Origin of the sequence: Streptomyces sp. P17 (assembly GCF_032436805.1) — a bacterium.
GTDB lineage: Bacteria > Actinomycetota > Actinomycetes > Streptomycetales > Streptomycetaceae > Streptomyces.
Window position 1 is genome coordinate 40,455 of sequence record NZ_JAVRBF010000042.1, and the last position, 21,216, is coordinate 61,670.

Annotated in this window: 14 protein-coding genes and 4 pseudogenes; 7 read left to right on the forward strand and 11 right to left on the reverse strand. The window is 70.8% G+C overall.

Annotated elements, in window-relative coordinates; all coding sequences use genetic code 11:
• Nucleotides 1-4: 4 nt before the first annotated feature.
• Nucleotides 5-1,503: pseudogene (locus tag RMT89_RS25875) on the reverse strand (acyl-CoA synthetase).
• Nucleotides 1,504-1,625: 122 nt separating this feature from the next.
• Between RMT89_RS25875 and RMT89_RS25880 the strand changes: the two are divergent.
• On the forward strand, nt 1,626-4,079 hold the full coding sequence (locus RMT89_RS25880) for a penicillin acylase family protein (protein ID WP_315886181.1): 2,454 nt from the start codon (nt 1,626-1,628) through the stop codon (nt 4,077-4,079).
• A gap of 369 nt (nt 4,080-4,448) precedes the next feature.
• On the opposite strand, the pseudogene RMT89_RS46060 reads toward RMT89_RS25880, so the two are convergent.
• From RMT89_RS46060 to RMT89_RS25895, 3 genes and pseudogenes are all read right to left on the reverse strand, one after another.
• A pseudogene (locus RMT89_RS46060) lies at nt 4,449-4,649 on the reverse strand (protein kinase family protein); the annotation flags it as partial.
• A 324-nt stretch (nt 4,650-4,973) separates the two neighbouring features.
• The gene (locus RMT89_RS25890) at nt 4,974-6,527 is read right to left on the reverse strand and encodes an acyl-CoA synthetase (protein WP_315886182.1); all 1,554 of its coding nucleotides are present in this window, start codon (nt 6,525-6,527) and stop codon (nt 4,974-4,976) included.
• Nucleotides 6,524-7,633, reverse strand: a complete 1,110-nt coding sequence (locus RMT89_RS25895) for a nitronate monooxygenase (protein ID WP_315886183.1) — start codon at nt 7,631-7,633, stop codon at nt 6,524-6,526. The genes RMT89_RS25890 and RMT89_RS25895 overlap by 4 nt, the downstream gene beginning before the upstream one ends.
• Before the next feature lie 192 nt (nt 7,634-7,825).
• Here RMT89_RS25895 and RMT89_RS25900 point away from each other — a divergent pair, with 192 nt between their 5' ends.
• On the forward strand, nt 7,826-9,586 hold the full coding sequence (locus tag RMT89_RS25900; RefSeq protein WP_315886184.1) for a serine hydrolase: 1,761 nt from the start codon (nt 7,826-7,828) through the stop codon (nt 9,584-9,586).
• 48 nt (nt 9,587-9,634) lie between these two features.
• Nucleotides 9,635-9,916 (forward strand): annotated as a pseudogene (locus RMT89_RS25905) (SDR family oxidoreductase); the annotation flags it as partial.
• Nucleotides 9,917-9,964: 48 nt separating this feature from the next.
• Here RMT89_RS25905 and RMT89_RS25910 read toward each other — a convergent pair.
• Nucleotides 9,965-11,542, reverse strand: coding sequence for an NAD(P)/FAD-dependent oxidoreductase (locus RMT89_RS25910; RefSeq protein ID WP_315886186.1), 1,578 nt, complete (start codon nt 11,540-11,542; stop codon nt 9,965-9,967).
• 209 nt (nt 11,543-11,751) lie between these two features.
• Between RMT89_RS25910 and RMT89_RS25915 the strand changes: the two genes are divergently transcribed.
• Nucleotides 11,752-12,390 carry a hypothetical protein gene (locus RMT89_RS25915; protein WP_315886187.1) on the forward strand — a complete coding sequence of 213 codons (639 nt, stop codon included), beginning with the start codon at nt 11,752-11,754 and terminating at the stop codon, nt 12,388-12,390.
• A 345-nt stretch (nt 12,391-12,735) separates the two neighbouring features.
• Here RMT89_RS25915 and RMT89_RS25920 read toward each other — a convergent pair.
• From RMT89_RS25920 to RMT89_RS25935, 4 genes and pseudogenes are all read right to left on the reverse strand, one after another.
• A pseudogene (locus RMT89_RS25920) lies at nt 12,736-14,214 on the reverse strand (protein kinase); the annotation flags it as partial.
• 63 nt (nt 14,215-14,277) lie between these two features.
• Nucleotides 14,278-15,120, reverse strand: coding sequence for an oxygenase MpaB family protein (locus tag RMT89_RS25925; RefSeq protein ID WP_315886188.1), 843 nt, complete (start codon nt 15,118-15,120; stop codon nt 14,278-14,280).
• Nucleotides 15,121-15,129: 9 nt separating this feature from the next.
• Nucleotides 15,130-16,308 carry an acyl-CoA dehydrogenase family protein gene (locus RMT89_RS25930; RefSeq protein ID WP_315886189.1) on the reverse strand — a complete coding sequence of 393 codons (1,179 nt, stop codon included), beginning with the start codon at nt 16,306-16,308 and terminating at the stop codon, nt 15,130-15,132.
• 121 nt (nt 16,309-16,429) lie between these two features.
• Nucleotides 16,430-16,804 (reverse strand): ferredoxin, encoded by a 375-nt coding sequence (locus RMT89_RS25935; protein WP_315886190.1) that lies wholly within the window; start codon nt 16,802-16,804, stop codon nt 16,430-16,432.
• A gap of 71 nt (nt 16,805-16,875) precedes the next feature.
• Between RMT89_RS25935 and RMT89_RS25940 the strand changes: the two genes are divergently transcribed.
• The 3 genes from RMT89_RS25940 to RMT89_RS25950 are packed head-to-tail and all read left to right on the forward strand — an operon-like array spanning nt 16,876 to nt 19,172.
• Nucleotides 16,876-17,241 (forward strand): DUF6479 family protein, encoded by a 366-nt coding sequence (locus RMT89_RS25940; RefSeq protein WP_315886191.1) that lies wholly within the window; start codon nt 16,876-16,878, stop codon nt 17,239-17,241.
• A gap of 39 nt (nt 17,242-17,280) precedes the next feature.
• Complete coding sequence (locus tag RMT89_RS25945; RefSeq protein ID WP_315886192.1) at nt 17,281-17,625, forward strand: hypothetical protein; 345 nt, start codon at nt 17,281-17,283, stop codon at nt 17,623-17,625.
• A gap of 41 nt (nt 17,626-17,666) precedes the next feature.
• Nucleotides 17,667-19,172 (forward strand): cytochrome b N-terminal domain-containing protein, encoded by a 1,506-nt coding sequence (locus tag RMT89_RS25950; RefSeq protein ID WP_315886193.1) that lies wholly within the window; start codon nt 17,667-17,669, stop codon nt 19,170-19,172.
• Here RMT89_RS25950 and RMT89_RS25955 read toward each other — a convergent pair.
• Together RMT89_RS25955 and ctaD are read right to left on the reverse strand one after the other, a co-directional pair.
• Nucleotides 19,124-19,558 (reverse strand): cytochrome c oxidase subunit 4, encoded by a 435-nt coding sequence (locus tag RMT89_RS25955; RefSeq protein ID WP_315886194.1) that lies wholly within the window; start codon nt 19,556-19,558, stop codon nt 19,124-19,126. The genes RMT89_RS25950 and RMT89_RS25955 overlap by 49 nt on opposite strands.
• Nucleotides 19,555-21,213 (reverse strand): cytochrome c oxidase subunit I, encoded by a 1,659-nt coding sequence (ctaD, locus tag RMT89_RS25960; RefSeq protein ID WP_315886195.1) that lies wholly within the window; start codon nt 21,211-21,213, stop codon nt 19,555-19,557. Before ctaD ends, RMT89_RS25955 begins: the two co-directional genes overlap by 4 nt.
• Nucleotides 21,214-21,216: the final 3 nt, after the last annotated feature.

Genomic DNA, 21,216 nt, shown 5'->3' on the forward strand with positions numbered 1-21,216 from the left:
GATCCTAGGAGTCGGCGAACCGGTCGCGCAGTTCCCTTTTCAGGATCTTTCCGCTGGCGTTGCGGGGCAGCGCGTCGACGAAGACGACCCGCTTCGGCGCCTTGAAGTGGGCGATCTTCTCGCGGGCGTGGTCGATCAGTTCGGCCTCGGTGACCTCGCCGCGCGGGACGACGACGGCGGTGACCGCCTCGATCCAGCGCTCGTCGGGCAGCCCGACCACCGCGACCTCGGCCACGGCCTCATGCGTGTAGAGCGCGTCCTCGACCTGGCGCGAAGCGACCAGCACACCACCGGAGTTGATGACGTCCTTCACCCGGTCGACGATCGTGAAGTAGCCGTGGGCGTCCTTGACGGCCAGGTCACCGGAGTGGAACCAGCCGTCGCGGAAGGCCTCGGCGGTCTCCTCGGGCTTGTCCCAGTAGCCCTCGCACAACTGCGGGGAGCGGTAGACGATTTCGCCTGGGGTGCCGTCGGGCACGTCCTTGCCGTCCTCGTCGACCACGCGCGCGTCGACGAAGAGCACGGGCCGGCCGCAGGAGTCCATCCGCCCCTTGTGCTCGTCGGGCGCGAGCACGGTCGCCAGAGGACCGATCTCGCTCTGTCCGAAGCAGTTGTAGAAGCCCAGTTCAGGCAGCCGTTCACGCAGCCGCTCCAGCACGGGCACCGGCATGATCGAGGCGCCGTAGTACGCCTTGCGCAGTCCGCCCAGGTCGCGCGTGGCGAAGTCGGGCCGGTTGGCGAGGCCGATCCAGACCGTGGGCGGCGCGAACAGGCTGTCCACGCGGCCGGCTTCGATCAGGTCGAAGAGCCGGTCGCCGTCGGGGCGTCGAGGATGATGTTGGTCGCGCCCACCGCGAGGTAGGGCAGCAGGAAGACATGCATCTGCGCCGAGTGGTACAGCGGCAGTGAGTGTGCGGGCCGGTCCCCTGGACTCAGGTCGAGCGCGGTGATGGCACTCAAGTACTCGTGCAACAGGGCGCGGTGCGTCATCATGGCGCCCTTCGGCAGGGCCGTCGTGCCCGAGGTGTACAGCAGTTGCACCAGGTCCTCGCTGCGCGGCTCGGGCCCGTCGTACGCCGGGGCCGAGGCCAGCAGCTCCAGCAGCGACCCGTCGGCATCGCGCAGGGGCAACGCCCGTACGCCCTCGGGCAGTCTGCCCGCCAGGTCCGGGTCGGCGAGGACCAGCGAGCTGCCGGACTGACCGACGAGATAGGCGAGATCGTCGCCGGTGAGGCTCTGGTTGACCGGTACGTGCACCAGACCGGCCCGGGCGCAGGCGAGGAAGCCGATCAGGTAGGCGTCCGAGTTGTGGCCGTAGGCGCCGACGCGGTCGCCGGGTTCGAGGCCCTGGTCGAGCAGGACGCTCGCCGCACGGGAGACGGCCTCGTCGAACTCCTCGTACGTCCATGTCCGGTCGCGGTACTCCACCGCGACGCGTGCCGGGGTGCGGCGGGCGCTGCGCCGCAGTACTCCGTCAACCGTGCTGCCGTGTCCGGGCGTCATGACAGTTGATCCTCGGCCCCTGCCGAAAGGAGGTCAAGAGACCTGACGATCGACACGTTCCGCGGACACATACCGATTGGTACGCTCAACCGCCCCTTCCCCCAAGGACGTTGGGAGGCTCGATGCGCACCCGCCTGAGACGGCTCGTCGTCATGGCCGCAGCCCTGCTCACCGCCACGGCCACACTGCCGGCGGCCGCGGCCGACCGCGAGGACCGTCGTGAACATCCTTCGCACGGCGGCCTTTCCGCCGTGATCCGCTATACCGAGTACGGCATCCCGCACATCGTCGCGAAGGATTACGCGAACCTCGGCTTCGGCACCGGCTGGGCGCAGGCCGCCGACCAGGTGTGCACGCTCGCCGACGGCTTCGTGACGGTGCGCGGCGAGCGCTCCCGCTTCTTCGGACCCGACGCGGCAACCGACTTCTCGCTCTCCTCGGCCACCAAGAACCTCTCCAGCGACCTGTACTTCCGCGGTGTCCGGGAGGCGGGCACGGTCGAGAAGCTGCTCGCCGAACCGGCGCCGCGCGGTCCGAGCCGCCAGGTCGAGGAACTGATGCGCGGCTTCGCGGCCGGCTACAACGCCTGGCTGCGCCAGAACCGGATCACCGACCCGGCGTGCAAGGGCGCCGCCTGGGTGCGCCCGGTGACGACGCTGGACGTGGCCACCCGCGGTTTCGCGCTCGCGGTGCTGGGGGGTCAGGGCCGGGCGGTGGACGGCATTACGGCTGCGCAGCCGCCGGGGGCGGGAGCGACTGCGTCGGCGGGTACTGCAGCGACGGCGCCGACGGATATTGCAGCGACGGCGCCCGACGCCCAGGACGCTGCCCGCGCCGCGCGTGAGCTTTTCGCCGCCGACACGGCCGACATGGGCTCCAACGCCGTCGCCTTCAACGGCTCCACCACGGCGAACGGCCGCGGGCTACTGCTGGGCAACCCGCACTACCCCTGGCAGGGCGGCCGCCGCTTCTGGCAGTCGCAGCAGACGATCCCTGGCGAGCTCAACGTCGCGGGCGGTTCCCTGCTGGGCAGCGCCACGATCTCAATAGGCCACAACGCCCAGGTGGCGTGGAGCCACACGGTCGCAACGGGCGTCACGCTCAACCTCCACCAGCTGACGCTGGATCCGGCGGATCCGACGGTGTACCTCGTCGACGGTGAGCCGGAGCGCATGACGAAACGCACGGTCACCGTGGCCGTGAAGGACGGCGCCCCGGTGACGCGGACGCAGTGGTGGACGCGGTACGGGCCGCTGGTCACCTCGCTCGGCGCCACACTGCCCCTGCCCTGGACGACCACGACGGCGTACGCGGTGAACGACCCCAACGCCGTCAACCTGCGCGCCTCCGACACCGCGCTCGGTTTCAGCAAGGCCCGCAGCACGGCGGACGTGCTGGGTTCGCTGCAGCGCACCCAGGGCCTGCCCTGGGTGAACACCATCGCCGCGGACTCGGGTGGCCACACCCTGTTCACGCAGTCGCAGGTGCTCCCCCGCATCACCGACGAGCTGGCCCAGACATGCTCCACCCCGCTCGGCAAGGTCACCTACCCCTCCGCGGGCCTGGCGATCCTGGACGGCTCCCGCAGCGCCTGCGCACTCGGCGCCGACCCCGACGCCGTACAGCCGGGAATCTTCGGCCCCTCGAAGCTGCCGACGCTCAAGGACGCCCCGTACGCGGAGAACTCCAACGACAGCGCCTGGCTGTCCAACGCGGACCGCCCCCTGACCGGCTACGAACGCGTCTTCGGCACGATCGGCACGCAGCGCTCGATGCGCACACGCGGCGCCATCGAGGACGTGGCGGCGCTGGCGAAGCGCGGCGAGCTGACCGTACGGGAGCTTCAGGCACAGCAGTTCGCCAACCGGGTCCCTGCGGGTGACCTGGCAGCGAAGGACGCGGCGGAGGCCTGTGCCGCCTTGCCGGGTGGCATGGCAACGGGCAGCGACGGCAAGGCGGTTGACGTCTCGGATGCCTGCACGGTTCTCGCGTCCTGGGACCGCACAACAGACACGAGTAGCAGGGGCGCGCTGCTCTTCGACCGCTTCTGGCGCAAGCTGACGGCCACGGTTCCGGGGGCCCAGCTGTGGAAGGTGCCGTTCTCGGCGACGGACCCGACAGGCACGCCGAACACCCTGAACACAGCAACTCCGGGCTTCACCACGGCCCTGGCGGACGCGGTCGCCGAGCTGCGGGCGGCGGGCATCGTACTCAACGCCCCTCTGGGGGAGAACCAGTTCGTCGTACGCAACGGCCAGCGCATCCCCGTTCCGGGCGGCACCGAGTCCCTGGGAGTCTGGAACAAGATCGAGTCGGTATGGGATGCGCCGAAGGGCGGCTACGCGGAGGTGACGACGGGCTCCAGCTACATCCAGGCGGTTGGCTGGAACGGCAGCCGCTGTCCGGCAGCGCGCACGCTGCTGTCGTACTCCCAGTCGTCGAACCCGAACTCGGCCCACTACAGCGACCAGACCCGGCTGTTCTCGGGCGAGAAGTGGGTGACGTCCAGGTTCTGCGAGAAGGACATCCTGTCGTCGCCGGGGCTGCGGGTGGTGGTGGTTCGCGAGCGGCGTTGACGGTGGTCATCGCGCGCGGCCGTATATGAGCCGTCGCGGCACTGCTTCGGCGGGGCTGCGGCGGTTCGTGCGTTCCTTTGGCCGTGCGAGTGGCGGCGCCGGGCGAACCGGGCCTCAGAGGCAGTTCAGGGCTTTTCCCGCCTCGTAGATGGTTTGCCGGTCCTCGGGGACGTGGCTGAGCATCGCGTCGATCAACTCACCTAGTGCCGCGGCAGGCGACGTTTGCCCGTCAAGGAGCGGCGTCCGGTGCGTGCTCTCGGCGTGTCGGCCGGAAGCCCTCGTACTGGATGTACTTGGGCTTTCGGCCGGTGCGGCGAGAGTGCGTGCCGGGCGTCGCGACGGGGCGAACGTTGCCTGTCGCGGCACTAGCTCGCCGGGTGCCTTCACAGGGCGGCGCTTGCCGTTCGCCACCGCCTCTCTCTGGACGGGGCGTGGAGCGTCGTCCGGGTACTCGACCGCCCGCCATCCGGTGGCGGAGATGAGCAGGGAGGCGCCGAGGGCGTAGATATCGGCTTCCTGCGTGGGCTCGGCTTCTCCTGTGGCGAGCACACTGCGCGCGATCTCGGGTGCCTACGGTCGGCAGTTCAGGGGTTGAGCCGGGCAACGTCCCTTCTCCTTCCGGGCGCACGCGGCCGACCACGGGTCGAGGCCGGCCGCGCCGCCGATGTGGTGGGTGCTGCGCCTGACCGTACGGTCGGCCGCGGTCCGAGTCGCACTGCGCGAGGTTCGTACCATTCACGCCCACAGGTCGTCGAACACCAGGAACCCGGCCGCCTTCATGGCGCGCACCGAGGTGGCAACCATCTCAGGGTCACGGCCTCCACCGCCCGGCTGGGGATTGTGGTGCAGGAAGTCGACACCTGCCGGTCATTCGCCACCCGCGCGAACGCCTGGTCACACCGCCCGCGTCCGCCCCTCCCAATACGGATCCCGCAGCCGCCGCTTGTACAGCTTGCCGTTGGGGTCCCGGGGCATCTCCGTGATGAAGTCGACGGACTTGGGCCGCTTGTAGCCGGCCAGGCGGTCGGCGCAGTGGTCCAAGAGCGCGGCGGCGAGAGCCGGGCCCGGCTCGTGGCCCGGCGCCGGTTCGACCACCGCCTTCACCTCCTCGCCCCAGTCGTCGTGCGGTACGCCGAAGACGGCGGCGTCCGCGACGGCCGGGTGGGCCAGCAGGGCCGACTCGATCTCGGCCGGGTAGATGTTGACGCCACCCGAGATGATCATGTCGATCTTGCGGTCGCGGAGGAAGAGGTAGCCGTCCTCGTCCAGATAGCCGAGGTCACCGACCGTGAAGAAGTCGCCGATGCGGTTCTTCTTCGTCTTCTGTTCGTCCTTGTGGTAGGCGAAGCCGCCGGTGTTCATCTTCAGGTAGACCGTGCCGAGTTCACCCGGGGGCAGCCGGTTGCCGCCGTCGTCGAAGACCGCCAACTCGCTGATGGGCCACGCCTTGCCGACCGTCCCGGGCTTCTTCAGCCAGTCCTCCGCCGTGGCGAACGCGCCGCCGCCCTCGCTGGCCGCGTAGTACTCCTCCACGCAGCTCCCCCACCAGTCGATCATCGCCCGCTTCACATGGTCGGGGCAGGGCGCGGCGCCATGGATGGCGTGCCGCATCGCGGAGACGTCGTAGCGGGCTCGCACCTCCTGAGGAAGTGCCAGCAGGCGGTGGAACTGGGTGGGGACCATGTGCGTGTGCGTGCACCTGTGGGTGTCCATCAGGCGGAGCATGTCCTCCGGGGTCCACTTGTCCATCAGCACCAAGCGGTGGCCGATGTGCAACGACGCGCCCGCGAACTGGAGCACCGCCGTGTGGTACAGCGGCGAGCAGACCAGGTGCACATTGCCGTCGTACGGCTTGATCCCGAAGATGCCGAGGAAGCCGCCGAGGTAGGCCTCCTCGGGGAGCTTGCCGGGAAGGGGGCGGCGGATGCCGCGCGGGCGGCCCGTCGTACCCGAGGTGTAGTTCATGACCCAGCCGAGCGTGCGGTCGGCGGGCGGTGACTCCGGTTGGCCGTCGAGGAGTTCGGGGTACGGCCGGAAGCCCTCGACCGCGCCGACGGCGTACCGGTGGGTGGCCGGGAGGCCGGCCTCGTCGGCTGCCTGGCGGGCGGGGTCGGCGAACCGTTCGTGCGCGATGAGCACCTTCGCGCCGGAGTCCGCGACTATCCAGGCGATCTCCGGGCCTACGAAGTGGTGGTTGACCGGCACCAGGTAGAACCCGGCCTGGCTGGCGGCGAGATACGCGGTAAGGAACTCGATGCCATTGGGGAGTACGACTGCGAAAGCGTCCCCGCGCTCAAGTCCTGCTGCGCGCAGGCCATGGACCAGGCGGTTGGCGGCGGAGTGCAGACGTCCGGCCGTCCACTCCTCGCCGTCGGGGGCGATGAGGACCGTGCGGTCGGGGTCCTGGGTTGCCTGGGCCCAGAAGCCCACGGGCGGTGCGCTCGTCACTGGCCGCTCCTTCCGGCGATGCGGTTGATGCGGTCCACTGCCTGCTCGAAACCCCGGGTGAGGTCGTCGAAGACGGCCTGGACACTGCGTTCGCTGTTCATCCGGCCGACGATCTGGCCGACGGGTGTGCCGAGGAGGGGCTCGACCTCGTGCCGCTGGATGCGGGAGACCGCGTCGGCCACGAGGAGCCCCTGGAGGGGCATCGGGAGGGTGCCGGGGCCAGTCGGGTCGTCCCAGGCGTCGGTCCACTCGGTGCGCAACTGGCGGGCGGGCTTTCCGGTGAGGGCGCGGGAGCGCACGGTGTCTCCGGAACCCGCGGCGAGGAGCTTGCGGGTCAGCGCCCGTGAGTGCAGGTCGGCTTCTGTGGTGGTCAGCCATATGGAGCCCAGCCACACACCCTGGGCGCCGAGGGTGAGTGCGGCGGCCACTTGTTGTCCGCTGCCGATACCTCCGGCGGCCAGTACGGGCAGTGGGGCGACGGCGTCGACGACCTCGGGGGTGAGCACCATGGAGGCGATCTCGCCGGTGTGGCCGCCGGCCTCGTAGCCCTGGGCGACGACGATGTCGATGCCCGCCTCCTGGTGCTTACGGGCATGGCGGGCGCTGCCCGCGAGGGCTGCGACGAGGATGTCCTGGTCGTGGGCGCGGTCCACGATGTCCGCGGGCGGTGAGCCGAGGGCGTTGGCGAGCAGTCTGATCGGGTAGTCGAAGGCGACGTCGAGCTGGGTGCGGGCGACCTGCTCCATCCAGCCGGTGATCCGCCAGCCGGACGCCTCGCCCTCGGCGAGCTCGGGCACGCCGTACTTGGCGAGGGTGCCCTGGACGAACGCGCGATGCTCCTCGGGGATCATCGCCTCGACGTCCGCCTCCGTGACGCCCTCCACCTTCTTGGCCGGCATGACGACGTCCAGCCCGTAGGGCTTGCCGTCGACGTGCGCCTCGACCCAGTCGAGGTCGCGTTTGAGGTCGTCGGGGGCGGTGTAGCGGACCGCGCCGAGCACCCCGAAGCCGCCGGCCCGGCTGATGGCCGCGGCGACGGCGGGGAACGGCGTGAAGCCGAAGACGGCGTGCTCGACTCCCAGTTGCTTGCTCAGCTCCGTCTGCATGGGCGCAGGATGCCGGAGTCCCGCCGAGGACGGAAGGGGCTTCCTGATGGTCCGTCAGATTTATTCCTGACCGCCCTTCAGATCCATTGCGGCGAACGCCTGGTTGACACGACCCCCGTATGACACGAAAGTTTCAGCGCGCACGGTGATCCCGGAAAGATACTTTCAGGCGGACCCGCGGGAGGAATCTCGATGACCGACGACAGACACGGCCTGACCCGGCGTCAACTGACCCGAAGGGCCCTCGCCCTCGGCGGCGCCCTGGCCATCACCCCCTTCCCGGCGGGACCGGCGGCCGCCGCATCCTCCGGCCACAGCACTCTGCGGTACGGCTCCCCGGAGCGGGCCGGTCTCCTGCCCGCCCACCTCCGCCAACTCGGCACCGACGCCCGGGCGTTCCTCGGCCCCTCCCCCAAGCGCCCCTGGTACGCGGGCGCCGTGCTGCTCGCCGGCCGGGGCGGCACCGTGGCGCTGCACGAGCCGATCGGTATGGCGGTGCGGTATGCGGCGTACGACGAGAAGACCGATACCGGCGTCGAGTTCCCGGCCGACCAGCAGATCCCGATGGCCGAGGACACCGTCTTCGACCTCGCCTCGGTGTCCAAGCTGTTCACCTCGATGCTCGCCGTTCAGCAGATCGAGCGGGGCGCGCTGGAGCTGGAGGCAAAGGTCGCCTCCTATCTGCCGGAGTTCGGGGCGGCGGGCAAGCAGGACATGACCATCCGTCAACTGCTCACCCACACCTCGGGGTTCCGCGCCTGGATCCCGTTGTACAACGCGCCCACCTACGAGGAGAAGCTCAAGCTCATCTGGAACGAGGCCCCGCTCGATCCACCGGGCACCCGCTATCTCTACTCCGACCTGAACCTGATCTCGCTCCAGCTCGTGCTGGAGAAGATCACCGGCTGCCCGCTGGACACGCTCCTGCGCGAGGACATCACCGGCCCGCTCGGCATGGACCGCACCCGCTACAACCCGCCCGCCTCCTGGAAGCCCCGGATCGCCGCCACGGAGGACGCCCGCAAGCCCTGGTCAGGACTGGACCGTGGGCTGGTGTGGGGCGAAGTGCACGACGAGAACGCCTTCAGCCTCGGCGGCGTCGCCGGGCACGCGGGGGTGTTCTCCTGCGCCTGGGACCTGGCGGTGCTCGGCCGGACGCTGCTCAACGGCGGCGCGTACGGCAGGACGCGCATCCTTGAACCGGAGTCGGTGGAGCTGATGTTCACCGACTTCAACACCGCCTTCCCCGGCGACGAGCACGGTCTCGGCTTCGAGCTCTACCAGCACTGGTACATGGGCGCCATGGCCACTCCGCGCACCGCGGGCCACACGGGGTTCACCGGCACCTCGCTGGTCCTCGACCCGACGACCGGCTCGTTCCTGGTGATGCTCGGCAACTCGGTGCACCCGGTGCGCAGTTGGCGGTCCGGTTCGGCGCCTCGGGTGGCTGCCGCGAACAATCTCGCGCGAGCCGTCCCGGTCCGCCCACGCCATGGCCGTACCGCCTGGTTCTCCGGCATGGCCGGCTCCACGACCGCAACGCTCGCGCTGCCCGCGCTGGACACCTCGGCGGGCGGGGCGCGGCTGCGCTGTGCCCTGTGGTGGGACACCGAGCCGCAGGCCGACGTCCTCGTGCTGGAGGCCGCAGCGGACGGTGGTGCGACCTGGCTGCCGGTGCCGTTCACCACGGCGCGCCACAGCGAGCAGGACCATCCGTCGGGCACGGTCACCGGCTGGTCGGGGCGCGTCTGGCACCGGCTGACGGCGGACCTCCCGGCCGCCGGGCGGCTCTCGCTGCGCTGGCGGTACGCCACGGACCGGCTCTATGTGGGCCGGGGTGCCTATGTGGACGGGCTGCGCGTCGAGGGCCTGGACGGAGTCCTGTTCGACGAGGCGCGACCGGCCGACGCGGCCCGGATCACGGCGGTGGGCTGGACCGCGGCACGGGACTGAGGGTCAGCCGGGCACGTCCATGCGCTGGGTGCCGTCGTGCGGCGCCTGAAGCGCGCGGTGAACAGCCTCACCGCGTCCGCCGCCGCCACGTACGGCCCCGAGGGCATCCGGGTCAACGCCGGCTCGCCGGGCACCACGCTCACCGAGATGCGTCACGAGTGGGACGCGCGGACGCCCGGCATCATCGACCAGTTCAACGCCCGGACGCCGCTGGGCCGCGCCGCCGCCCCGGAGGAGGTCGCCGAGGCGGCCGCCTGGCTGCTGAGCGACCGTGCCTCCTACGTCACGGGCACGGTGCTGCGGGTCGACGGCGGCATGGCGGCCGCCTGACGACTCAGGCCTCGCCCCGTCAGGCCACGCCCCTCAGGCCCTGCCCCCTCAGGCCTCGCCCTGCTCCAGCAGCGCCATCGCCGCGTTGTGTCCCGGCACCCCGCTCACGCCGCCGCCGCGCACCGCGCCCGCCCCGCACAGCAGGACGTTCGGGTGCTCCGTCTCCACGCCCCAGCGGCCGGTGCCGTCCTGGGCGTGGGGCCAGGACAGGTCGCGGTGGAAGATGTTGCCGCCCGGCAGGCGCAGGTCGCGCTCCAGGTCGAGCGGGGTCTTCGCCTCGATGCAGGGCCGTCCCTCCGCGTCCGTCGCCAGCAGGTCGGCGAGCGGCTCGGCCAGCTGGGCGTCGAGCTGCGCCAGCGTCGACTTGAGGAGTTCCTCCCGTACGGCGTCGTTGTCCCGCTCGAAGAGCCGGGCGGGCGTGTGCAGGCCGAAGAGGGTGAGGGTCTGGTAGCCGCGCTCGACGAGGTCCGGTCCGAGGATCGTCGGGTCGGTGAGCGAGTGGCAGTAGATCTCCGAGGGCGGGGCGGCGGGCAGTTCACCGGCGGCGGCCTGGGCGTGGGCGGTGGCCAACTGCTCGTAGCCCTCGGCGATGTGGAAGGTCCCGGAGAACGCCTCGCGGGGGTCGACGGCACTGTCCCGGAGCCTGGGCAGCCGCTTGAGCAGCATGTTCACCTTGAGCTGCGCGCCCTCGGCGGGCTCCGGCGAGGTGCCGCCGGTCAGCGCGGCCAGTTCCTGCGGGGAGGCGTTGACCAGGACGTGCCGCGCGGCGGCCACGCCCTCGCCGTCGGCGGTGCGATATGTGACCTCGGCGGTTGCGCCGTCCGTGTCGATACGTACGGCCTCGTGGCCGGTGGCGACGACGGCGCCGGCCGCTCGGGCCGCCTTCGCGAGGGCGTCGGTGAGGGCGCCCATGCCGCCGACGGGTACGTCCCAGGCGCCGGTGCCGCCTCCGATGACGTGGTAGAGGAAGCAGCGGTTCTGCTTCAGGGACGGGTCGTGGGCGTCGGCGAAGGTGCCGATGAGGGCGTCGGTGAGGACGACGCCCCGCACCAGGTCGTCCGAGAAGCGGTCCTCGATCGCGGCGCCGATCGGCTCCTCGAACAGGATCCGCCAGGCCTCCTCGTCGTCGACGCGGCGGCGCAGCTCCTCGCGCGTGGGCAGCGGGTCGGTGAGCGTGGGGAAGACCCGCTCGGCGACCTCGCCGGTCAGGCCGTAGAAGCGCCGCCAGGCCGCGTACTCGCGCTCGTCTCCGGTGAGCTTGGCGAACGCTTCCCGGGTGCACCGCTCGCCGCCTCCGACCAGCAGTCCGGTGGCCTCTCCGGCGCGTTCGACGGGGGTGTACGAGGAGATGGTGCGGGCGCGGATCCGGAAGTCCAGGCCGAGGTCCCGCACGATCTTCTTGGGCAGCAGGCTGACCAGGTAGGAGTAGCGGGACAGCCGTGCGTCGACGCCCGCGAAGGGACGGGTGGAGATGGCGGCGCCGCCGGTGTGGTCCAGGCGCTCCAGCACCAGCACGGACCGGCCGGCCCGGGCCAGATAGGCGGCGGCGACCAAGCCGTTGTGGCCTCCTCCGACGATGACGGCGTCGTACGCGCGATGTCCCGGGTGTCCCTCGTGTGCAGGCATGGTTCTTGGTAACACGAGGTGATCTAGGTCGGCCAGGGCTGCGGAGCGATCAGGTCCGGTCACATCCGATCAGTTGCCGGACTGGGGAACCGGCCGGACCTGCGGCGCCGTTCTACTGGCTGAGATCACTTGCTGAGATCACTTGCTGAGATCACTTGCTGAGATCACTTGCTGAGATCACTTGGCTCACTCGGCGCCAGGGGGCGCGCATGCGGGATCCGTCGGCGGCGTGGCGCGTGCCGTTCTCGGCGCGGGCCTTTCCGGAGAGCGCGGCCGTGGCCCAGCGGGTCAGCCGGGACCGGCACGAGGCGTGGCGTGTGGTGACGGCGCTTGAGCGGCATGCCGAGGCGGGTCCGGAGCACCGCCATGCGTACGGGGTGGCGCTGCTCTTCGCGGGTCTGCCGTTCACGGCGTGGACGGTGATGAGGGAGGCCGAGTACGAGGCGTCCCGGGCGGCGGGCGGCAAGAGCGAAGGCCCGCTGCCCGAGGGTGCCGACGACGACCCCATGGTGCGGGCGCTGCGGGCGGACTTCGCCACCGCTTCGGCGCGCTGCGGGCTGGGCGGCATGGCCGTGAACCAGCTGCTGGAGGCGGCGAAGTGCCCGCGGGGCCCGGACGAGGAGTCGCTGGATCTGTTCCGGCGCGGCGGGGCGTTGACCGCTGCCCTCGACAAGCGGAAACCTGAGCGGTCCCTGCACCGGTTACGGGCCGCCTATTTCACGGAGCTGGCCGAGCGCGGCGAGGCCAACCCCCTGCAACGCCTGGAGCACCCCGACGGTGCTCAGTGCCCCGCATCGTGCGCACGCCCTGGCCGGTCCTGCGCGCCGAGGCCGGTGGGCGGGCGCTGAACGAGTACGAGCGTCTGCTGGACCTCCTCCACGACCACGGCGACCAACTGCCGCCCCCCGACGACCGATCCGCCGTGCCCGAGTGGGGCTTCGACCTCCATGACGAGGTGAAGGCCCGGGATCCGCTGGCCGACCTGGCCCTCGGGCCGCTGCCCGAACCGTGCCCAGAGCCCGCCCAACGCCCCAACCCCCGGGCACCGCCCAGCCGTACCGCCCGACCGGCCCACCCCGCCTGCCCAGAGCCCGCCCAACGCCCCAACCCCCGGGCACCGCCCAGCCGTACCGCCCGGCGCTACCTGCTCAGTGCCCCCACGACGGCCCGCCCCGCCCGGCGGCACCCGCTCAGTGCCCGCCCGACGCCCCCCGCTGCCGCAGCGCCGCGACCCTTCGGTACAGCTCCACCGCCTCGGCGGCGCGGCCGAGTTGTTCCAGGCAGTGGGCCTCGTCGTTGCGGCTGGCGAGGGTGTCGGGGTGGGCCGGGCCCAGGACGCGTTCGCGGGCCGCGGCCACCCTGCGGTACTCGGTGAGCGCGTCGGGCCAGCGGCCCAGCCAGCCGAGGCCGACGGCGACCTCGCGGCGGCTGGCGAGGGTGTCGGGGTGGTCGGGGCCGAGCAGGTGCTCGCGCTCGGCGGCGACCGCCCGGTGCACCTCCCCCGCCTCCGCCCAGCGCCCGAGCCGGCCGAGGCTGAGCCCGGCGTTGTGCCGGCCGGCCAGCGCGGTGAGCGCAGCCGGGTCGGGGGCGGGCGGGTTCTGGACGTCGGGTTCCTCGGGCCGGCCGGCGGCGGGGCGCGGGATCCACTCGCCGGTCAGACCGGCCCCGGCGTCCGGGGGTGCGGCGCACAGTCCGGCGCCGGTGGCCTTGTGGCCGGTGGTCATGCCCTGGGTCCAGGACGGCAGCCGCGCCTCGCGGCCGACGGGCTCGGGCGGCCGTAGCGCGGGACGCGGGGTGAGGACGGTCGGCACGTACGTCGGTGTGCCGCGGCCGACGCCGATGCGGCGGCCCACCTCGCGCGCGTCGTGCGGCCGGTCCTCGGGGCTCTTGGCCAGCAGGGCCAGGATGATCTCCTGCAGGAACTCGGGGAGTTCGGACCGGTGTTCGCGCGGAGGCCGCGGCGGGGTGTCGCGGTGGCCGACGAGGACCGCCCAGGCGTCGTCGAGGTCGAAGGGCGGTACGCCGGTGGCGATCTCGTAGAGCACACAGCCCAGCGAGTACAGGTCACTGCGCTGGTCGACCTCCGAACCGCCGATCTGTTCCGGGGACATGTAGTGGGGGGTGCCCATGGCGATGCCGGTGCCCGTCAGCCGGGAAGTGAAGCCGATGTCCGCGCCGAGGCGGGCGATGCCGAAGTCGCAGATCTTCACGGTGCCGTCGGTGAGGCGCACGATGTTCGCGGGCTTCAGGTCGCGGTGCACGATGCCCTGTTGGTGGGTGTAGGCCAGGGCCGCGGTGACCTGGTCGGCGATGTCGAGGACTGCGAGCACGGGCAGCGGATGGTGCTTGTTGTCCTCCAGGAGCTGGCTGAGGTTACGCCCCTCCAGCAGCTCCATGACGAGGTACAGAATGCCGTCGGACTCCCCGAAGTCATGGACGACGGTGACCCCGCGGTGCTGGAGGGCCGCGGCCACCCGGGCCTCCCGGCGGAACCGCTCCCTGAGCACCCGCGTGAACGACTGGTCGTGGTGCGGGCCCAGCGGTTTGAGGCACTTCACGGCGACATGCCGGCCGAGCGACTCGTCGCGCGCCCGCCACACCTCGCCCATGCCGCCGCGGCCGATCAGATCCAGCAGCCGGTACCGGCCCTGGATCAGCCTGCTGTCCCCCATCTCCCGCGCTCGCCCCCGTCGCTGTGGTCCCCCGCCCGCCCCTGGCTCGTCCAGTATGGCGAGCTATCGTCCGAGTTTGTACGGTGCCGGGCGCGCACCCGGTCCGAGCCTCGCCATGGCGCGCAGGATGTGTTTGGGCGGGAGTTGCCAGCGCAGCTGGGCGGGAATACCGCGCAGCAGGATGCCTGTGGCACGCAACTGACGGGTGACGGTGGCGGGTTGAGGTGCCGCTCTGCCGTACAGCTCGTGGGCGTACGGCGGCAGAGCGGCGTACGCCAGTTGCGCCACGCGCCGCCACACCAGCTCCCGCGCCGGAACGAGCAGGAGGTGCGTCGGCGGGCGGAGCAGGAAGTCGTCCACCGCGCGCGCCTCGGCCCCGGCGGCGAGTTCGGGACGCACCTTCTCGAAGTAGGCCGCCAGCTCGGCCCGGTCGGCCGGTACGGCGTCGGGGTCGAGTCCCACCAGCCGTGCGCTGACCCGCTGTTCACGGATGTACCGGTCGGCCTGTGCGTCGGTGAGCCGCCGTCCGGAACGGCGCATGACGCTCAGATAGGAGTCGATCTCGGCGCAGTGGACCCACAGCAGCAACTCGGGTTCGTCGACCCGGTACTCCTCGCCGGTGTCGGGATCGACGGCCCGCAGCTTGTTGTGGATCCTGCGCACCCGGGCGCCGGCCTTCTCGGCGGCCGCGGTGGTGCCGTAGGTGATGGTGCCGACGAAGTTGGCGGTACGCAGCAGACGCCCCCACGCGTCGCGCCGGAAGTCGGAGTTCTGCATGACGCCCCGCACCGCGCGCGGATGCAGGGCCTGAAGATAGAGCGCACTGACACCGGCCACCCACATCATGGGGTCGCCGTGCATCTGCCAGGTGACGGAGTCCGGCGTGAACAGTCCGGGATCGCCCATGTCCGCAGGCTAACGCCGAACGCGCGGCATCCCCAGACCGATCCAGGAGATGATCTCCCGCTGGATCTCGTTGTTGCCGCCGCCGAAGGTGAAGATGACGGCGGAGCGGTAGCCGCGCTCCAGTTCGCCGTGGAGGACCGCGCCCGCGGAGCCCTCCTTCAGGGCGCCGGGTGCGGCGACGATCTCCATGAGCCAGGCGTAGGCGTCGCGGCGGGCCTCGGAGCCGTAGACCTTGACGGCGGAGGCGTCCTGGGGGGTGAGGGTGCCGTCCTGGACGGCTTGGACCATCTGCCAGTTGAGGAGTTTCAGGGCGTCGAGGCGGACGTGGGTCCGGGCGAGGCGGCGGCGGACCCAGGGCAGGTCGACGACGCGGCGGCCGTCGGCGAGCTTGGTCTCGGTCGCCCAGCGCTGGACGTCGTGAAAGGCGCGGATCGCCATGGTGCCGTGGGCGGCGAGGGTGACGCGCTCGTGGTTGAGCTGGTTGGTGATCAGCCGCCAGCCCTGGTTCTCGGCGCCGACGCGGCGGGAGACGGGGACGCGGACGTTCTCGTAGTAGCTGGCGGTGGTGTCATGGCCGGCGAGGGTGTTGATCAGGGTGCAGGAGTAGCCGGGGTCGCTGGTGGGGACGAGGAGCATGGTGATGCCTTTGTGCGGCGGGGCGCCCGGGTCGGTGCGCACCGCCAGCCAGACCCAGTCCGCGGTGTCGCCGTTGGTCGTCCAGATCTTCTGCCCGTTGACGACGTACTCCTCGCCGTCGCGCACCGCGCGCGTGCGCAGGGACGCGAGGTCGGTGCCGGCGTCGGGCTCGCTGTAGCCGATCGCGAAGTCGAGTTCGCCGGAGAGGATGCGCGGCAGGAAGTACGTCTTCTGCTCGTCGGTGCCGAACTGCATGATCGTGGGGCCGACGGTGTTCAGTGCCATCAGCGGCAGCGGTACGCCCGCCTGAGCGGCCTCGTCGAAGAAGATGAACTGTTCCATGGCGCTCAGGCCGCGTCCGCCGTACTCCTTGGGCCAGCCCACGCCGAGCCAGCCGTCTCCGCCGAGGCGCCGGATGGTTTCGCGGTAGAAGCGTTTCTGGGCTGCGGGGTCGGTGTGGCGGCCGTGGGCCGTGTCCGGCACCAGCTCGGCGAAGTAGGCGCGCAGTTCGGTGCGCAGCCGCTGCTGCTCGGGCGTGTGGTCGAGATGCACGGCGCCTCCAGGGTTCCCCTCGGCCGGTCCTGACGGCGCACACCGTAGAACGTGTTACAGAAATTGGGAATGCCGGTGACGCCTCACATCGAAGGCACCGAGCCAGGAGACACCGCGCGCCTCACGTCAGCGTCTCCAGGAAGTCCGTGCACGCCTGGGCGCACTCACGGCACGCCTTCGCGCCGTCCTCGGCCCCGGGCCACCCGTCGAAGACATGCGCGCACTCCAGGCACACCGTGCGGCACCACTCCAGCTGGACGCGGACGCCGTCCTCGTCCGTGAGGCCCTGCTCGGACAGCACACGGCAGGTCGCGTCGCACACCTCGGCGCACATGATGCCCTTACGCCGTACGAGTTCCTCTTCCGCCGTCCCGTCCGGTTCCGCCAGGCTGGCGCGCAGCGCGCAGGCGCGCGCACACTCGGTGCACGCCTGCGCGCACGCGAAGCGGTCCTCCAGGTACTGGAAGAGCTGCTGCTGCGAAGTTGTCGAGGTCACAGGGTGCGGGTAGCCGTCGCGAGGGGCGTCAAACCAGATTCGCCGCGGGCGCGAGGGGTACTCGCGAGCCCATGAACACGACCTGGCTGGACCTGGCCGCCGAGAGCGGCGCCCTCGGCATCGGACTGATCGTCGCGAGCGTGGTCGTCGTGGCCGTGCTCCTCGGTGCCTTCGTCCTGGGCGGACGGATCAGGCGCCGCGAAGCGGCCCCGCCGCGCCCGGAGGAGCAGCCCCGGCTGCCCGACGAGGGCCCCGTCCATGAGCAACTGCAGAACCGGGAGCCCGACGAGGTGCCCAGGAGCGAGCACCGGCTGACGCCGCACGAGATGCCCGCCCACGGCAACATCCCCTCCCGGCCGAGCCCGGAGCGCAAACGGCGCCGCTGGAACGAGGGCAGCAGCGGTTCCTTCGGCAGCGGCGGCCCGGGCGGAAACTGACGCACACCTGCGGAATCCATCCCGAGGGAAGTGAGAACCATGGCCGACCGCGACACCCTGCCCCTGCCCGACTACGACCATCTGCCGATCGGCGGGCTGGAGAGCCGCGTACGGTCACTGAGCGCCGATGACGTCGAGGAGCTGCTGGCGTACGAGCGTTCGCACGCCGACCGGCTGCCGGTCACCGAGCTGCTGGCCAACCGGCTGGAGCAGCTGGAGTCGGGCTCCGAGCCCACCGCGGGCGACCCCGGCGCCCTGCGTCCGGAGCAGCGCGAGGGCCACTCGGGATCCCCGGTCTCCCCCGCGACCTCGTCGCAGCCCTTCAGCCCACCGCCGCACGGCACCCCGGACCAGCGGGGCAAGCCGAAGGGTGATCGTAGGTGACTCTTCGTTTCCGGGCGCGGCGGTCAGGGCACTCGTGATCCGTGCTGTGGAGGACGAGTAGGGCCCGGGCCGCCGCGCGGGCGCGTCACGCCTCGGAACACACTGCCGACTGGGCGGACGGACGTCTGTCGATCTACAAGGGCGGGGGGCTGCTGCGCAAGGCGTTCCCCGACCACTGGTCGTTCCTGCTGGGCGAGATCGCCCTGTACAGCTTTGTCGTCCTGCTGCTGACCGGTGTGTGGCTGACGCTGTTCTTCGACCCGTCGATGTCGGAGGTCGTCTACCACGGCTCGTACCGGCCGCTGGACGGCATCCGCATGTCGGAGGCTTACGCCTCGACGCTCGACATCAGCTTCGACGTGCGCGGCGGGCTGCTGATCCGTCAGCTTCACCACTGGGCTGCCCTGGTGTTCCTGGCCGCGATCGGCGTGCACCTGCTGCGGGTCTTCTTCACGGGCGCGTTCCGGCGGCCCCGCGAGGTCAACTGGCTGATCGGTGTGACGCTGTTCGTGCTGGCGCTCACCGAAGGTTTCGCCGGCTACTCGCTCCCCGACGACCTGCTGTCGGGGACGGGTCTGAGGATCGCCCAGGGCATCATGATGTCGATCCCGGTGGTGGGGACGTATCTGAGCTTCTTCGCCTTCGGCAGCGAGTTCCCGGGCGAGGATCTGATCCCCCGGCTGTATTCGCTGCACATCCTGCTGATTCCCGGACTGCTGCTCGCGCTGATCTCCCTGCACCTCCTGCTGGTCTTCTATCTGAAGCACACGCAGTGGGCGGGGCCCGGCCGCAGTGAGCGCAACGTCGTGGGCCGGCCGATGTTCCCGCGGTTCACCGCCTCGTCGGGCGGCCTGTTCCTCATGGTGTTCGGGGCGCTGACGGTCCTGTCGGGCGTGGCCCAGATCAATCCGGTGTGGGCGTACGGCCCCTATCGTGCGGATGTCGTGTCGACGGGCTCGCAGCCCGACTGGTACGTCGGTTTCCTGGAGGGTGCGCTGCGGCTCGTACCGCCCTGGGAGACGACGGTCGCCGGGCACACGGTGATGTGGAACGTGCTGCTGCCCGCGGTCGTCCTGCCCGGGGCCCTGTTCGCCGTGCTCTACGCGTACCCGTTCGTCGAGCGGCGGTTCACCGGCGACCAGGGGGAACACCACGTGTGCGAGCGGCCCCGCGACAACCCGGTGCGCACCGGGCTCGGCGCCGCCGCGGTCTGTTTCTACGGCGTGCTGCTCCTGGCCGGCGGCAACGACATCGTCGCCCAGACGTTCAAGGTTTCCGTGAACTCGCTGACCTGGGTCTTCCGCATCGGCCTGCTCCTGCTGCCGCCGCTCGCCCACATGGTGACCCGACGCGTGTGCCTCGCGCTCCAAGAGGCCGACCAGGAGCGGCTGGACAAGGGCGAGGAGACCGGCGAGGTACGGCAGACCATCGCGGGCGGCTACGAGGAGAGCCATGTACCGCTCGGCGAGGAGCGGCGGTACGTGCTGAAGTCCTACGGCTACGACACGGGCGGACGGCGCTCGCGCGAGGACGAGTTGGAGCCCTGAGCGTCGCGTCCGGCGTACTGGAAGACCAGGCCGAACACCCCGGCCGCGAGAACGCCCAGGCCCAGCAGGGCCAGCCACAGGCCGTACACGATCCCGAGGGCGAGCAGGACGGAGCCGAGGGCGATGACGATCGGCCAGGGGCTGTGCGGTGAGAAGAAGTCCAGGGGTCCGGCGGTGTCGGCGATCTCGGCGTCGTGGCGGTCCTGGGCGCGCAGGCCCCGCCTGCGGTACTGCATGTGCAGGAAGAACGCGACGAGCGCGGCCATCAGGAACGCGACGGTCAGCACGGCGGTGCCCGCGGGTTCCCGGGAGCGCCAGCCATAGCCGACGGCGGTGACCAGGAAGAAGGCCGCGACGCCGATGAACAGGCGGGACTCGGTCCTCATCGGCCCTCCTTGGCGATGTCCGGGTGGTGCAGGTCGAACGCCGGGGACTCGGAGCGGATGCGGGGCAGCGCCGTGAAGTTGTGGCGCGGGGGCGGGCTGGAGGTGGCCCATTCGAGGGAGCGGCCGTAGCCCCAGGGGTCGTCGGTGTGCACGCGCTGACCGTGGTGGGCGGTGCGCCAGACGTTGTAGAGGAACGGCAGCGTGGACAGGCCCAGCAGGAAGGCGCCGATGGAGCTGATGGAGTTCAGCAGGGTGAAGCCGTCGGCGGCCAGGTAGTCGGCGTAGCGGCGGGGCATGCCCTGTTCGCCGAGCCAGTGCTGGACCAGGAAGGTGGTCTGGAAGCCGATGAACAAGGTCCAGAAGTGGATCTTTCCGAGGCGTTCGTCGAGGAACTTGCCGGTGAGCTTGGGCCACCAGAAGTAGAAGCCGGCGAACATCGCGAAGACCACCGTGCCGAACAGGACGTAGTGCAGGTGGGCGACGATGAAGTACGAGTCGGTGAGATGGAAGTCGAGCGGTGGTGAGGCGATGATGACGCCGCTCATGCCGCCGAGCAGGAAGGTCACCAGGAAGCCGCAGCACCACAGCATGGGTGTCTCGAAGGACAGCGAGCCTTTGATCATCGTGCCGATCCAGGCGAAGAACTTGATGCCCGTCGGGACGGCGATGAGGAACGACATCAGGGAGAAGAACGGCAGCAACACGGCGCCAGTCGCGAACATGTGGTGGGCCCACACCACCGCGGACAGCATGGTGATGACGGTGGTGGCGCCGATGAGGCCGAGGTAGCTGAAGATCGGCTTACGGCTGAAGACGGGAATGATCTCGGAGACGATCCCGAAGAACGGCAGCGCGACGATGTACACCTCCGGGTGCCCGAAGAACCAGAACAGGTGCTGCCACAGCAGCGCGCCGCCGCTGGCCGGGTCGTAGATGTGCGCACCGAACCTGCGGTCCGCCTCCAGGGCGAGCAGGGCGGCTGTGAGCACCGGAAAGGCCGGGAGGATCAGGATCGAGGTGAACAGCACGTTCCAGGTGAAGATCGGCATCCGGAACATGGTCATGCCGGGGGCACGCAGGCACAGGATGGTGGTGATGAAATTGACCGCGCCGAGCGTGGTGGACACGCCGGTCACCACCAGACCCATGGTCCACAGGTCCCCGCCCGAACCGGGACTGCGCACGGCGCTGTTCAACGGGGCGTAGGCGAACCAGCCGAAGCTGGCCGCTCCCCCGGGCACGAGGAAGCCGGACACCACCATCAGGCCGCCGAAGAGGTACAGCCAGTACGAGAGGGCGTTCAGGCGCGGGAAGGCGACGTCCGGGGCGCCGATCTGCAGCGGCATGACGGCGTTGGCGAATCCGGCGAACAGCGGGGTCGCGAACAGCAGCATCATGACCGTGCCGTGCACGGTGAAGAGCTGGTTGTACTGGTCGTTGCTGACCAACTGGAGCCCCGGCCGGGCGAGTTCGGCCCGCATCAGCAGCGCGAGAATCCCGCCGAGCAGGAAGAAGCCGAAGGCGGTCGTCAAATAGAGATTGCCGATCACCTTGTGATCGGTCGTGGTGGCCCAGCGCAGCAACGCCCGGCCGAGCGTCGTCCGTGGCCTCGGTCGCGCCGCACGCGGCCGCTCGGTCCTGCTGTCCACCGCCATGGG

Bases quoted from the DNA above. Each gene is read 5' to 3' on its own strand.
- RMT89_RS25880 (WP_315886181.1), top strand. From the start codon at position 1,626: ATGCGCACCCGCCTGAGACGGCTCGTCGTCATGGCCGCAGCCCTGCTC.
- RMT89_RS25895 (WP_315886183.1), bottom strand. From the start codon at position 7,633: ATGCAGACGGAGCTGAGCAAGCAACTGGGAGTCGAGCACGCCGTCTTC.
- RMT89_RS25900 (WP_315886184.1), top strand. From the start codon at position 7,826: ATGACCGACGACAGACACGGCCTGACCCGGCGTCAACTGACCCGAAGG.
- RMT89_RS25910 (WP_315886186.1), bottom strand. From the start codon at position 11,542: ATGCCTGCACACGAGGGACACCCGGGACATCGCGCGTACGACGCCGTC.
- RMT89_RS25915 (WP_315886187.1), top strand. From the start codon at position 11,752: ATGCGGGATCCGTCGGCGGCGTGGCGCGTGCCGTTCTCGGCGCGGGCC.
- RMT89_RS25925 (WP_315886188.1), bottom strand. From the start codon at position 15,120: ATGGGCGATCCCGGACTGTTCACGCCGGACTCCGTCACCTGGCAGATG.
- RMT89_RS25940 (WP_315886191.1), top strand. From the start codon at position 16,876: ATGAACACGACCTGGCTGGACCTGGCCGCCGAGAGCGGCGCCCTCGGC.
- RMT89_RS25945 (WP_315886192.1), top strand. From the start codon at position 17,281: ATGGCCGACCGCGACACCCTGCCCCTGCCCGACTACGACCATCTGCCG.
- RMT89_RS25955 (WP_315886194.1), bottom strand. From the start codon at position 19,558: ATGAGGACCGAGTCCCGCCTGTTCATCGGCGTCGCGGCCTTCTTCCTG.
- ctaD (WP_315886195.1), bottom strand. From the start codon at position 21,213: ATGGCGGTGGACAGCAGGACCGAGCGGCCGCGTGCGGCGCGACCGAGG.